General features: G+C 70.2%; 13 protein-coding genes and 1 tRNA gene. 11 read left to right on the top strand and 3 right to left on the bottom strand.

Annotation, left to right across the window (positions count from 1 at the left end; translation table 11 throughout):
- The first annotated feature begins 17 nt into the window (after positions 1-17).
- The 3 genes from ACI6GS_RS22295 (at position 18) to ACI6GS_RS22285 (ending at position 1,662) form a co-directional block, all read left to right on the top strand.
- A complete protein-coding gene (locus ACI6GS_RS22295) occupies positions 18-272 on the top strand; it encodes a FliM/FliN family flagellar motor switch protein (RefSeq protein ID WP_439815676.1) in 255 nt (84 codons plus the stop codon).
- A gap of 89 nt (positions 273-361) precedes the next feature.
- On the top strand, positions 362-922 hold the full coding sequence (locus ACI6GS_RS22290) for a precorrin-2 dehydrogenase/sirohydrochlorin ferrochelatase family protein (protein ID WP_439815675.1): 561 nt from the start codon (positions 362-364) through the stop codon (positions 920-922).
- Positions 919-1,662, top strand: coding sequence for a phosphoadenylyl-sulfate reductase (locus ACI6GS_RS22285; protein ID WP_439815674.1), 744 nt, complete (start codon positions 919-921; stop codon positions 1,660-1,662). Before ACI6GS_RS22290 ends, ACI6GS_RS22285 begins: the two co-directional genes overlap by 4 nt.
- Positions 1,663-1,819: 157 nt before the next feature.
- On the opposite strand, the gene ACI6GS_RS22280 is transcribed toward ACI6GS_RS22285, so the two are convergent.
- From ACI6GS_RS22280 to ACI6GS_RS22270, 3 genes are all read right to left on the bottom strand, one after another.
- Positions 1,820-2,194: a phasin family protein gene (locus tag ACI6GS_RS22280; protein WP_439815673.1), complete on the bottom strand. Its 375-nt coding sequence runs from the start codon at positions 2,192-2,194 to the stop codon at positions 1,820-1,822.
- Positions 2,195-2,572: 378 nt separating this feature from the next.
- Positions 2,573-4,879, bottom strand: a complete 2,307-nt coding sequence (locus tag ACI6GS_RS22275) for a TonB-dependent receptor (protein ID WP_439815672.1) — start codon at positions 4,877-4,879, stop codon at positions 2,573-2,575.
- A gap of 164 nt (positions 4,880-5,043) precedes the next feature.
- Complete coding sequence (locus ACI6GS_RS22270) at positions 5,044-5,760, bottom strand: type 1 glutamine amidotransferase (RefSeq protein ID WP_439815671.1); 717 nt, start codon at positions 5,758-5,760, stop codon at positions 5,044-5,046.
- Between the two features lie 150 nt (positions 5,761-5,910).
- Here ACI6GS_RS22270 and ACI6GS_RS22265 point away from each other — a divergent pair.
- The 8 genes from ACI6GS_RS22265 (at position 5,911) to ACI6GS_RS22230 (ending at position 13,077) form a co-directional block, all read left to right on the top strand.
- Positions 5,911-5,997 (top strand) — tRNA-Leu (locus ACI6GS_RS22265).
- Positions 5,998-6,131: 134 nt separating this feature from the next.
- On the top strand, positions 6,132-7,544 hold the full coding sequence (locus tag ACI6GS_RS22260) for a glycosyltransferase family 2 protein (RefSeq protein WP_439815670.1): 1,413 nt from the start codon (positions 6,132-6,134) through the stop codon (positions 7,542-7,544).
- Between the two features lie 124 nt (positions 7,545-7,668).
- The gene (locus ACI6GS_RS22255) at positions 7,669-9,324 is read left to right on the top strand and encodes an ArnT family glycosyltransferase (protein WP_439815669.1); all 1,656 of its coding nucleotides are present in this window, start codon (positions 7,669-7,671) and stop codon (positions 9,322-9,324) included.
- Positions 9,321-10,130 carry a phosphatase PAP2 family protein gene (locus ACI6GS_RS22250; RefSeq protein WP_439815668.1) on the top strand — a complete coding sequence of 270 codons (810 nt, stop codon included), beginning with the start codon at positions 9,321-9,323 and terminating at the stop codon, positions 10,128-10,130. The genes ACI6GS_RS22255 and ACI6GS_RS22250 overlap by 4 nt, the downstream gene beginning before the upstream one ends.
- 56 nt (positions 10,131-10,186) lie before the next feature.
- The gene (locus tag ACI6GS_RS22245) at positions 10,187-10,663 is read left to right on the top strand and encodes a hypothetical protein (protein ID WP_439815667.1); all 477 of its coding nucleotides are present in this window, start codon (positions 10,187-10,189) and stop codon (positions 10,661-10,663) included.
- Positions 10,663-11,688, top strand: coding sequence for a dienelactone hydrolase family protein (locus ACI6GS_RS22240; RefSeq protein ID WP_439815666.1), 1,026 nt, complete (start codon positions 10,663-10,665; stop codon positions 11,686-11,688). Before ACI6GS_RS22245 ends, ACI6GS_RS22240 begins: the two co-directional genes overlap by 1 nt.
- Positions 11,689-11,785: 97 nt before the next feature.
- A complete protein-coding gene (locus tag ACI6GS_RS22235; protein WP_439815665.1) occupies positions 11,786-12,664 on the top strand; it encodes a hypothetical protein in 879 nt (292 codons plus the stop codon).
- Positions 12,661-13,077, top strand: a complete 417-nt coding sequence (locus ACI6GS_RS22230) for a GFA family protein (RefSeq protein WP_439815664.1) — start codon at positions 12,661-12,663, stop codon at positions 13,075-13,077. The genes ACI6GS_RS22235 and ACI6GS_RS22230 overlap by 4 nt, the downstream gene beginning before the upstream one ends.
- Position 13,078: the final 1 nt, after the last annotated feature.

Here is a 13,078-nt window from a genome sequence, read left to right as displayed (position 1 = left end):
GCGGGTGGAGAAGTACAGTGGCCGGCACCCCAGCGATCGCAGCGGTCGAGGACGTCTATGTCGAGATCACGGTCGTGCTCGGCCGGTCGCAGATGCCGATCCATCAGCTGCTGAAGATGGGCCGCGGTGCCGTCATCGAACTCGACTCGCGCGAGGATGACAATGTCTGGGTCTATGCCAACAACCAGCCCATCGCACGGGGGGAGATCGTCCTGTCGGGCGACAGGATCGCCGTGTCGATCACTGACAAGCTGAAGCCGCAAAAGACCTGAATTCTTTTTTACACTGCATTTGTGGTGTATGGCAGCCCCTACACGGGCGCCGCTTGAAGTGTCCAGGCCGCCGGCCTAATTTCCGCGACATGCTGCCCCTGGCTCTCGACCTTTCGAAAACCCCAGTCCTGCTGGCAGGGCAGGGGGCCGGGCTGCTGCGCCGCCTTGACCTGGTGGAGGCGGGCGGTGGGACCGGCGTCCTGGTCTTTGCGCCCGAGGCCGAGGCCGACCTTGCGGCGCGCGCCGGCGACGGCCTGCGCCGATGCCTGCCCGGACGCGGCGACTTCCGGGCCGGTGGCCTGCTGTTCGCGGCGGGCCTGCCGGCCGAGACGGCGGGCGCGCTGTACCACGCCGCGCGCGCGGCCGGCATGCTCGTCAATGTCGAGGATGTGATTCCCTACTGCGACTTTCACGTGCCGGCACTGGTGCGGCGTGGCGACCTGCTCCTGACGGTGTCGACCGGCGGCCGCTCGCCCGGGCTTGCGCGGCGCCTGAAGCGTTACCTGGAACGCCTGTTCGGCCCCGAATGGGGCCCGCGGCTGGACGAGCTGGCGGCCGAGCGGTCCCGCTGGCGCAATGCCGGCCTGGATATTGCGACGGTCTCCGCCCAGACGGAGGACCTGATCGACCGCAAAGGATGGCTGCAATGAAGCTGGATCCCGGCGAACGCGCGCGCGCGCTGCGCGACGAGGCGGCGGCGCTCAACGCGCGCTATGGCGGCCTGGATGCGCGCGGCCTGATCGCCGCGATGGTCGAGGGCGTGTTCCCCGGCCGCATCGCCATGGTGTCGTCCTTTGGTGCCGAAAGTGCGGTGCTGCTCGACCTGGTGGCCCAGGTCGATCCGGCGGTCCCCGTGATCTTCCTGGACACGGGCAAGCTGTTCGGCGAGACGCTGCGCTACAAGGAGGCGCTGGGCGAGCGGCTTGGCCTGATGGACGTGCGCTCGATCCGGCCCGACCCGCGGGAGGTGGCGGCGCGCGACCCTGACGGCATCCTGTGGACCCGCGACCCGGATGCCTGCTGCGCCCTGCGCAAGGCTGAGCCGCTGGCGCGCGCGCTGGCTCCGTTCGATGCCTGGTTCACCGGGCGCAAGCGGTTCCAGTCCAGCAGCCGCGCGGCGATCGAGGCGGTCGAGACCGACGGCGTGCACATCAAGGTCAACCCGCTGGCCCATTGGTCCGAGGCCGACCTGCACGCCCACTTGGCCGCGCGCAAGCTGCCGAAGCATCCCCTGATCGAGGATGGCTACCTGTCGATCGGCTGCATGCCCTGCACCGACCGGGTGGCGCCGGGCGGCGATTCCCGCGACGGGCGCTGGGCTGGGCTTGAGAAGACCGAATGCGGCATCCACAGCCCGCTGCGCAACGAAAGCGGCGGCAGCGGCATCTGAGCCGCAACCGTTCCACCCGATCGTCTGAGCTGCCCCTGGTCGGGGATCGGATTGGCGGATCGTCCGCCTGGGTTCCAGGTCCGCCCGGCCGCGATGCGGCCTGGGCGGAGGGAACGCGGTCACCCCGCCTGGCGCGGGGTGCCGTAGCCTTGCGTGATCAGGCCGCCTTCGGCGTCAGGATCGCGCCCAGCGGCGCCCAGGTGGTGCGGCTGGCATTCGTGAACAGCTCGCTCAGTTCCTTGAACTGGGCCACGTTGCGGGCCAGCGACTCGCGGGCGAAGCCGTTCTGGACTTCCAGCAGCTCGGTCAGGGTCTTGGCCTTGGCCGCGGCGCGCGCCGCGTCGAAGTACTGGGCCGCGTTCTGCTCGGCGATCGCGATGACGCGGGTGTTGATCTCCTGGTTCTGCTCCAGCGCGCGCTCGCGCACGCCCTTCAGCGTCTCGCCCAGGCCCTTCAGCGGTTCGGCCAGCTTCTCGAAGGCCGCGGAGTCGAACAGCTTGGTCGGATTGAAGTCGATCGTCGTCGTGCTCATCGATATCCCACTTTCCTGGACCGGAATTGCATCCGGCTTCGTATTGCGCCGCAACATAAGGGTCTGAACCGGCCGCGCGTCAAGCGTGTCGGCGGCGGTCTTAACCGTTCCGGATTGCGGGATATCGGGAATAAACGCTGTTCCCGCTGCAACTTGGGGTGCATTCCGCGATATTGTGCCGCATCATCGCAGGCGCAGCAGAAGCGCTCCGTTCCGGCCTTCGGGATGGCCTTTTCGTGCCGTCCCCCCGGCCAGGGTCGGTTGGCCGGGGGGACGGTCCTGCGCGGTGGCCGGAAGACTGGCGGCCCGCATCCGAAGGTGCGGGCCCTCGGCCGCCAGCCGTTCCCGGATGGCCGCCGCGCGGGCAGGTGGTCCGTTCTAGAAGGTGACGCCGAACGAGCCGACGACCGTCGCCCCCTGGCCCGGGATCACGCGGTTCCCCCACACCCCCGAATAGTTGAGCGTGTCGGTGATGTTGTAGGCATTGAGGGCGAAGCGGTACTGCTGCCACTGGTAGGAGACGAGCCCGTCGATCTGGTACTGGCCCGGCACTTCGAGCGTGTTCTGGATGTTGAGATAGCGCTGGCTCTCATAGGTGACGCCCAGGCCCAGCGTCAGGTTCTCGATCGGCGCGTAGGTCGTCCAGAGGCTGGCGGCATGCTCCGAGACGAACTGGGGCCGGTTGCCGATATTGATGGGATCGGCCGTATCGGTCAGTTCCGCATCCTGGAAGGTGTAGTTGGCCTGCACCTCCCAGCCCGGCAGGATGGTGCCGGTCACGCCGATCTCAAGGCCCGTGTTCTCGATCTCGTCGCCCGAGCGGAGCAGCGTGGTCCCGTCGGTGTCGAACTCCTTCGAGTTGCTTTTCTCGATATGATAGATCGAGCCCGTGATCCCCAGGCGGTTGTCGAAGAACGAGACCTTTGCCCCGGCCTCGTAGATGCGGCTCGTTTCCGGCTCAAGGTCATCGTTCGTTACGGTGATCGTCGCGCCTTGTGTCGAGAACTGGCCGGTCGGGCTGGCCGATTCACCATAGGACAGGTAGAAGGTCTGGCTGTCGGACGGCTCCCAGACCAGGCTGGCCTTGGGCGCCACGATGTCCGTTTCCTGCTCCAACTCGGTCGAGAGGCGCGTGGCATAGGCGACCGTCTCATAGGTCGTGCGGAACCGGTCATAGCGGAAGCCGGCCAGGATCGAGACCTCGGGCACGATCCACCAGCGCTCGCTCAGGAAGAAGCCGAAATCCGTCGTGTCGGTTGTATTGGCCCCGGTTGGCGGCCCGACATAGTACGCACCGTTTGTCGACGGCGACGGGTTGAACAGCGGCGTCGTCGGACGCGTGCCGATATAGGCCAGCGGATTGCGCTCGTTGTGCTCATAGCTGAGGTCGACACCGCCGACGACCTGGTGGCGGAAGCCGCCATACTCGAAGCCGGCGACCCCGGTCGTGACGTTCTGGATGCCCCAGCTTTTCTGCTCGTAGATGCCGGCACCGCGACCGGCCATGGGGATCGTGGTCGGATCGCCATCCAGGAAGTTCGCCTGGCAGGGATTGGCGACCGTGTTGGGGCAGCTTGGAGCCTGGGCGCCGAACTCGCGCTCGTAGAAGCCAAGGCGCGTGTCGTTGGTGACCGAGACGAACTCGTTGACCCGGTGCTGCAGCTTGGCGGTGATCGTATCGACGGTGACGTCGTCGCGGTCGGTCTCAAGTCCGTACCAGTTCGAACGGTCGACCCCACGCTCGGTGACGGGCAGGCCGGGGATGTTGGCCGCGGCCTCGGCGGCCGACTGGAAGACCGGCACCCCGTAGTCGGGGACGCGATTGTCCTCCAGGTGGTAGTACAGGATCGACAATTCCGTATCGGTCCCCAGGCCGAAGGCGATCGACGGCGCAAAGCCGAAACGCTGGGACTCGACCGCGTCGCGGCCCACCCATTCCTGCTGGGTCGCCATGCCGACCAGCCGGACCGCGGTCGATTCGCCGATCTGCTGGTTCAGGTCGACGACGCCACGGTAGAGCGGACCCATGCCGATCGAGCCGTCGAGCGAATACTGCGCACCCAGGAAGGGCGTCTTGGACACCGTGTTGATGCCGCCGCCGACCGAGCCGCGGCCAAAGACCTGGGACGAGGGGCCCTTCAGGACCGAGACGTTCTCGTAGATGAAGGCGTCGCGGGTATAGAGGCCGAAGTCGCGCAGGCCATCGACAAAGATGTCGCCCTTGGCCTCGAAGCCGCGGATGCGGAACTGGTCGCCGTTGGCTACGCCGCCTTCACCGATCGCGACCGTGACGCCGGGCACGTTGCGCAGGGCGTCCTGCAGGGTCTGCACGCCCTGCTGGCGCATCGTCTCCTGCGTGATGACGTTGATCGCCTGGGGCGTGTCCTGGACGCTGTTGGGCGTGCGGGCACCGACGCCCGCCGGCGCCAGCAGCGTGTTGGACGGCGACAGCAGGTTCGAGTTGATGTCCAGCTGCGGCAGGACCATCGGCGCCTGGCCGTCGGCGGGCTGCGCGGGTGCCGGTGCCGGTGCCGGTGCCGGTGCCGGTGCCGGCGGCGCGGCGGCGGGCGGGGCGGTGGTCCCTTGCGCCAGCGCCAGTCCGGGCGCCGCCAGCCCCAATGCCATCAGCAGGGCCAGCTGCGACACCTGCCCGCCGCGGCGGCCCAAGCCCCTGCGTTCTGCCATTACCCATCCCCCTCGAAGACGTCATCCATCCGCACGTGCGGTGCGAATGGTTCTTAGAAGCAGGACCAGGGGTCGTCATCATGCGAACGCTACTGAGAGTCATTCTTATGATTTGTTGAGGCTTGTCGACAACACCAGTCTGAACCGTTGCGGATCTGGGTGGGTCAGGCGCCCAAGTGCAGCCAGCGCATGGCGAGCGTGCGGGCAAAGGGCTCCGATGCCGCGGCATGGGTCGCGACCTCGGCCCGGGCACGGGCAAGCGCTTGGCTGGCCCCGGCCCCGAAATGCTTCTGGAACGGCCCGGTCGAGAACTGGTCCAGCCATTGCCCGGCCAGAACCCGGCCGGCTTCCGGGTGGCACTGGAAGCCATAGGACGCGCGGCCCAGGCGGAAGGCCTGGTTGGGGCAGCGTTCGCCTTCCAGCAGGCGGACGGTCTCGGGCGGCAGGTCGAAATGATCCTCGTGCCATTGCATGGCGCGCACCCGCGGCCCCAGGCCATGCAGCACGGCATCCGTCTCCGCCGCCGGGGTCAGGCCCAGGGGCGGCAGGCCCACCTCCAGCCAGCCCATGCGATAGACCCGTCCGCCATGCGCGCGCGCCAGCAGCTGCGCGCCCAGGCAGATGCCCAGCACCGGCCGGTCGGCTGCCAGCGCCTGGCGCATCAGGGTGATGATTCCCTGGAAGGCGGGATAGCCATCGTCGTCATTGGCGTGCTGCGGCCCACCCAGGACCAGCATGGCGTCGTACGCGGACAGGTCGACGGGCAGTGCCTGGCCCTGGTGCGGCCGGCGGGCATCGAGCGTGGCGCCGCCCGCCACCAGGGCATCGCCGATCAGCGCGGGCCCGCTGATCGCATCGTTCTCCACCACCAGGATGCGCATGCCGAACTCCGCCTCTGCCCCGCCGGTCTGGCAAATCGCGGGCGGGGCCCGGACCTGCGCGCCCTGCGACAATCGGGGGAGTGTGCCGCAGAAACGGCAGCCCTTGAAGCCGTGCGCGGGAACTGCTACCTCCCACCGCTCACGAGGCATGCGGTCGTGGCGGAATTGGTAGACGCGCAAGCTTGAGGTGCTTGTGGGCTAACCCCCGTGGAAGTTCGAGTCTTCTCGACCGCACCATCTGCCGGGGTCGGGGGTGTCACAGCCCCCGGCCCCTGCGGGCCTCCTGCGGCAGCAAGCCCCCGCGACGCGCGCGGCCGGGGCCGGCCCCCGTCACCAGGACCAACCAGTCTGATCAGGAAAGGGATGCGCTCTTGGACCTGTGCGTCATCCTGACTCCGGGTGTCGACCTGACCGGGGTCGCGCGCGCGGCCGACAGCCTGAAGGCCATGGCCGACGTCCCGCAGCATGAAATGCTGTGGCTGCTGGCGGCCGGGCAGGGGGCCGCCGTGCCATCGCCCGCCCTGGGTGCCGAGGAGGAGGCCGTTGGCCTGGTCGGCCTGCCAGCCGGTGGCGACCTGTCCTTGGGCCTGGCGGAGGCGGCGCGGCGCACGGCGGCGCCATGGCTGCTTGTCGCCGCCGCCCCCGCAGCCCTCGACCTGCTGCCCCGCCTGTGGGCCCCCACCCGGCAGGCCGACCCCCCGTCCCTGGTCCTGGCGCCGCTGCCCGGCGGGGGAGAGGCGATCCTGATCGCGCGCGAGGCCCTGCTGGACCTGCCCTATTTCGTCGGCATGCACCGCCACCTGCCGCGCCTGGTCGCGCGCATCGGCCGGCGCACGCTGGTCGTCGACGGCGCCCGCAGCGCCCTGGCCACGGGGCCCAAGCCTGGCCTGGTCGACGGCTTTGGCCTGGACTGGCTGGAACGGCGCAGCAGCCAGCCGCACCTCGCGCGCGAGGTGGCGGAGCCGCAGGCCGCCCCCGTCGCGCTGTCGGTCGTCATCCCCGTCCTGAACGAGCAGGAGAACGTGGGCCCCCTGCTGGCGGAGGCGGTGGCCGCCCTCGACGGCCTGGTCGACTTCGAGGTGATCTATGTCGACGACGGCAGCACCGACGCGACGCCCGAGCGCCTGCTGATCCTGTTGTCCGAGGAGCCGCGCCTGCGGGTCATCCGGCATTCCCGCCGCTATGGCCAAAGTGCCGCCGTGCATACGGGCGTGCGCGCCGCGCGCGGCGCCTGGATCGCCACGCTGGACGGCGACCGCCAGAACGATCCGGCCGACCTGCCGCGCCTGGTGCGCCTGGCGGCGGGCGACGCGCCCCCCGGCCTGCTGGCGGGCGAGCGGGTCAACCGCCGTGACACGATCGTGAAGCGGGTCAGTTCGCGCCTGGCCAATTTCGTGCGCCGCGCGATGCTGAACGACGGCACGCGTGATACTGGCTGCGGGCTCAAGGTCTTTCGCAGGGACCTGTTCCTGGAACTGCCCTATTTCGATCACATGCACCGGTTCCTGCCGGCCCTGGCCCAGCGCGCCGGCGGCACGGTGCGGCCGGTGCCGGTGGGCCATCGCCACCGGACCGCGGGCCGGTCGAAGTACGGCACGCTGGACCGCCTGATCGTCAGCCTGTCGGACCTGCTGGGCGTCGCCTGGCTGATCCGCCGCGCTGGCCCCGCCGCCCTGCTGGCCCGTGCGCCGGAGCCGCTGCCCCTGCTTCAGCCGTTGGCCGACCATGTCGCACCGCCCCGCGGCGCCGGTGCGGGCCTGGTCGCCACCCGCGACGAGCGGTGACCGCTTCGCTGAACCAGCGCCCGCCTTGTGGGGAAGGGCCGGGATGGGGGAGCAGGACCCGGGTGCTCGGATCGACGGCCATGGACCAGTTGGGACCCAATCCTGCGACCGGGCGCGCGCGGCGATGAACGGGACGCGGCTTGACCTGCGCCATGTGGCACTGCTGGTGCTGCTGGCCCTGGCGGCGTTCCTGCCCGGGCTGACGACGCTGCCGCCGTTTGAACGGGACGAGCCGCGCTTTGCCCAAGCGACCCGGCAGATGCTGGAGACGGGCAACTTCGTCGACATCTATTTCCAGGACGTCCCCCGCCATCACAAGCCGGTCGGCATCTACTGGCTGCAGGCCGCGACCGTCGCCCTGACGGGGGAGCCCGCGGCCAATCCGATCTGGGTCTATCGCCTGCCGTCGCTGGTAGCGGCGATCCTGGCGGTGCTGCTGTGCTACCGCATCGGCGCGGGCCTGTTCGGGACCCGCGCCGCGTTCCTGGGTGCAGCCATCCTGGCCACCTGCGTCGCCCTCAACATGGAAGCGCGGCTGGCCAAGACGGACGCCGTGCTCCTGGCCTGCGTCCTGCTCGCGCAAGGGGCGCTGGCCCACCTCTACATGCGGCCGCCGCCGGGACGGCATGGCATCGCCTTTGCCGGCGCGCCCCTGGTGTTCTGGCTGGCGCAGGGCGCGGGCCTGCTGGTGAAGGGGCCGATCGTGCCCATGATCTCTGCCCTGACCGTCCTGGCGCTCGCCCTGGTCGACCGGCGCGATCCCGACCGTCCGAACTGGCGCCGGCTGCTGCACCCCGTCAAGGGCGTGGCCGTGATGCTGGCGGTGGCGCTGCCCTGGCTGGTGCTGATCACGGTGCGCTCCGGCGGTGCCTTCCTGGAGGGTTCGGTCGGCAGCGACATGCTGGCCAAGGTCGCGGGGGGCGAGGAATCGCACGGCATGCCGCCGCTCTATCACCTGGGCTTCCTGACGCTGGGCCTGTGGCCGGGCTCGCTCCTGCTGGTGGTGGCGGTGCCGGTGATCTGGCGCCTGCGGCGGGAGCGGGCGGTGCGGTTCTGCTTGGCCTGGATCGTGCCGGCCTGGGCGGTGTTCGAGCTGACGCCGACCAAGCTGCCGCATTACGTCCTGCCGCTCTATCCGGCGCTGGCGCTGCTGGCCGCGATGGTGCTTGAGCGCGGCCTGGCGGCTGGGCCGGCGTGGTGGCGCCGGGCGGCCGTCTTGATCCATGCCGGGTTCAGCCTGGCCCTGGCTGGCGCCGCGATCGCGGTGCCGATCCTGGCGGATGGCCGGGTCGATCCGGCCGGCATCCTGGCGGCGCTGCTGGTCCTGGCGGCAGCGGTCCTGCTGGGCCGCCTGGCCTGGACGCGGGCAGGCACGCCCTGGCCCGGCCTGCTGGCCGGCGCGGCTGGTGCGGCCCTGATCCTGGGCCTGGTCCTGCCCGGCCTGGACAAGCCCTGGGTTGCGCGCCTGGTGGCGGAGCACCTGCCCGACGGTCGCGCCACGCGGGTGGCCTCCGCCGGGCTGACGGAGCCGGGCTTCGTCTTCACCTTCGGCACGGGCACCCGCCTGGTCCAGGGCGACGTCGCCGCCGGCCTGCTGCTGGACGGCAGCGTCGATGTCGCGGTGGTGGAGCAGAGCCACGATGCGGCGTTCCGTGCCGCGGCCGGTGCCCGCTTCCAGGACTTGAGCGACCTGGGTCCGGTTCAGGCGTTCAACTACTCGCAGGGGCGGATGCTCGACCTCCACCTCTATCGGCGAGCGGGGGCAGGGGCGGCGCCATGAGGCGCTGGCGGGCCCGCGCCCGGCGTGCCGCCCATCACCTGGGCGTGCCGTCCACCGGCAAGCTGCGCTTTGCCGCCCGCGCACTGCCCTGGGCCGGCCTGGCCGCCCTGCTGGTCTGGGGCATGAGCCTTTGGGTCGATCGTCCCGTCGCCTACTACTTCAAGGCGCGGGAGGCCGATGCCGGCCTGTTCAAGCTGCTGGAGGATGTCGGCAACGGGGCCTGGTTCCTGTGGCCGTCGGGGGTGCTGGCCCTGGTCCTGTGGGCGGCGTGGCGGCTGATGGGGCCGGGGACGGGGCCGACGCGGCGGCGCACCCGCCACCTGGCGGAGGCGGTGACCTTCTTCTTCTCCGCGGTTGCCTTGTCTGGCCTAGTCGTGGTCCTGCTCAAGGTCGTCTTCGGGCGGACGCGCGCGCGCCTGCTGTTCGAATCGGGCGACTACCATTGGCTGCTTTTCGCCTTCGGCAGCGAGAACGCGTCCTTTCCCTCCGGCCACGCCAATACCGCCTTCGCGGCGGCCCTGGCGCTGGGCTTCCTGCTGCCACGCGGACGCTGGCTGTTCGTGGCGCTGGCGCTTCCGGTCGCCTTTGCCCGCGTTGCGATGACCCAGCACTATCTCAGCGACATCCTGGGCGGTGCGGCCGTTGCCTACCTCACAACCTATTGGCTGCGGACGCGATTTGCCGCCTGGGGCATGGTCTTTTTCCGGTTCGACGGCCGCTGGTGCCTGAAGCCGCTGCGTCAATCTGGCCCTCCCGGCATTGCGCCGCCCGCCGAAGGCGTGCAAACTCGCCCCCAATTTGAATAGGGAGGATCAAAATGCGGCGCCTTCTTGCGCGTTTTTTGATGGTCGGGTCTGTCGTGATGGCGGGTCTTGCAGTCCAGGGCGCCAATGCACCAGGGGGCCTGGGGGGTGACGGTCCCCCGATCAAGGCAGCGATCACAGAGTACAAGGGTTCGCCCCTGGAGGGGACAGCAATCGACGGGCTGGTCCGCGGCCGGATGCTGGTGGCCGAGGGCGAGCGCGCCAATGGCCGCTTCGCCTTCGCCTCCGATGGCAAGGTCGACTTCGAGATGAAGCTGCTCACCTATGACGAGGCGACCAAGGGCACGGTCTGGCGCACGCTGACGGCCGACGGCAATTGGCGCGTGCAGGACAATCGCCTGTGCCTGCGCCTGCGCGGCGTGATCTTCGACTACGAGGACTGCCTGGACATGTACGAGGCCGGCGGCCTGGTCTGGAGCCGCTATACCGATTGCGGCACGCTCAGCGCCTCCTCCGCCTGCCGCAAGGGGCAAGTCGCCTTCGCCGGCCGGATGTCGCAGCTCGCCAGCAATTGATGGCGTCCCGGGCCGGCGTCCGGCAGCGCCTGGCCCGGGCCTGCCGGGTCCTGCTGGCGGGTCCGGCACTGCTTCTGGCGATCGCGGGGCCGACGACGGCGGCGATGCCGCCCGCCCCGCTGGTCGAACTGGGGCAGGTGGCCTCCCACAGCCTGGGCTTCCTGGACGGCACGCCTGTGCCGGGGCCGCAGGTTCCGGTCGAACTGATGCTGCCGGAGGGCGCGCGCGATGCGCCCTTCGCTGCCGTCGTCATCCTGAACTCGGCCAGTGGGGTAGGCTTCCTGGAGCACCGCACGGCGGGCGAGTTGCTGGACCGCGGCCTGGCGGTGGCCGTGGTCGACAGCTTCACGCCGCGCGGCGTGCGCAACACGGCGCAGGACCAGGCCCGCGTGGCCGAGCTGGACATGATCGCCGACGCCTATGCCGTACTGGCGCGCCTGGCGACGGATCCGCGCATCCGCGCCGACCGGATCGCCGTCATCGGCTCGTCCAAGGGGGCGGTCGCCGCCCTCTATGCCGGGCTGGTGCGGGTGGCGGGCGTGCTCGCGGCGGACGGTCCACGCTTTGCCGCCCATGTCGCGCTCTATCCCTGGTGCGGACTTCAGCTGGCCGATTCGCGTCCCGTGCCGGGGGCGCGGATCAGTGTGCACCTGGGCGAGCGGGACACGATCGCGCCGCCCGCCGCCTGCGCCCCCGTGATCCAGGCGATGCGCGACCAGGCGGCGGATCCGTCCGCAATCCGCATGGTGGTGCATGCTGGCGCCGCGCATGCCTTCGACCAGCCCCTCCTGGCGCTGCTGGGGGCGCAGGACATGAACGTGCAGGACCTCACCCGATGCACGATCCGCGAGGTGGAGCCGGGGCGTTTCCAGCGCCAGGACGGCGTGACCGTGACCGCGGCGCAATGGCCCCGCGTCTTTGACGGCTGCGCCGCCAGGGGTGGCTTCATGGCCTTTGACACGGGCGCCACGGCCGCCCTGAAGGCGGACCTGGACGACCTGGCGCGCTGGCTCCGCCGGCCCTGACCCGGGCAGCCCCTGGCCGGCGTGACGGGTGCTTCTTTCCCGAAGCGGTCCCCGGCCGCTAGATTGGCGGCAACGGCATGGTGCGACGGGAGTGGTCATGACGCGTATGGTGATCGGGGCGGCGGTTGCGGCCTTCCTGGCCTTGGGCGGCCTGTCGGGCCGGCCGGCCGGGGCGCAGCAGGATCCGGTGGCATTCCTGTCGGTCGATCCGTCGCCCTTTGCCCGCACCCTGGCGAGCGAGGTCGAGGTGCCGGAGGGCCAACGCAGCCAGGTCCGCCTGCGCAAGCTGAGCGAGACGCGCAACCCGACCGAGACGGTCGAGGAATGGCTCGCCAAGAACGGCCTCAGCATGAACTGGGACTGGGCGGCGATCGACCGGACCATCGATGCCGGCGCCTTTGGCCTGCCCCCCATGGCGCAGGGACTGCCCCTGGACCGCGCGGTGCGCAGTCCCAACGGCGCCGTCGCCGGCAGCTATGGGCGGCAGGGCCGGCTGATCGTGGTGGCCCATCCCGGCGCCGGCCAGGCCGGGCTGGACCTCAGTGCCTGGACCATGCCGCCGCGCTTCGTGCCGGGCGACAAGGACTATGTCGAGCTGGAGACGCTGGCCATGATCGAGGGGCCGGACAAGCTGTTCGTCGCCACCGGCCACCGCACCTATGCGCGCTCGTCGATGGGCCTCAACGCCTTTGTCAGCGCCTTCGACCCCGCGACGGGCAAGCTGCTGTGGCAGAGCGATCCGCTGGTCGCCAATGCCGGCACCCTGGTCCTGGCGGGGGCCGACGCGCTGATCGCCGGCTATGGCTTCACGGAGGAGCCGGACTTCCTCTACGTCCTTGATTCGCGCGACGGCACGACCGTGCAGAAGGTTCCCGTGCGCAGCGGGCCAGAGACGCTGATCCTGAAGGGCGATCGGCTCTATGTCCGTACCTACAACACCGACTATGTGTTCGAGGTGAAGGGCGTCCAGGAATGAGCGCCGGTGCCGTGGCCGGGGGCTGCCTCTGCGGGGCCGTCCGCTTCACGGTTGCCGCGCCGCTGCGTCCCGTCGTGAACTGCCATTGCGGCATGTGCCGGCGGTTCCACGGCCATGTCGCCGCCTATACCGACGCACCCCGCGCGGCCCTGTCCTTCGCCGCGCGAGACGGCCTTGCCAGCTATGAAAGCTCGCCCGGCATCCTGCGCAGCTTCTGCCGGACCTGCGGCTCCAGCCTGTTCTGGGAACGCGTGGGCCAGGACAAGGTGGCAATCGCCGCCGGCACGCTGGATGCGCCCACCGGCCTGGCGACGGTGCGCCATATCTTCATGGCCGATGCCGGCGACTACTACACCGTCACGGACGGCCTGGAGCAGCTGCCGGGCACCATGGCGAAGCCGGCGCCCGGCTGAC

It is taken from the genome of Zavarzinia sp. CC-PAN008 (assembly GCF_051903925.1).
Classification (GTDB): domain Bacteria; phylum Pseudomonadota; class Alphaproteobacteria; order Zavarziniales; family Zavarziniaceae.
Note: the sequence above shows the minus strand (reverse complement) of the source record. Positions and strands in the feature narration are given on the sequence as shown.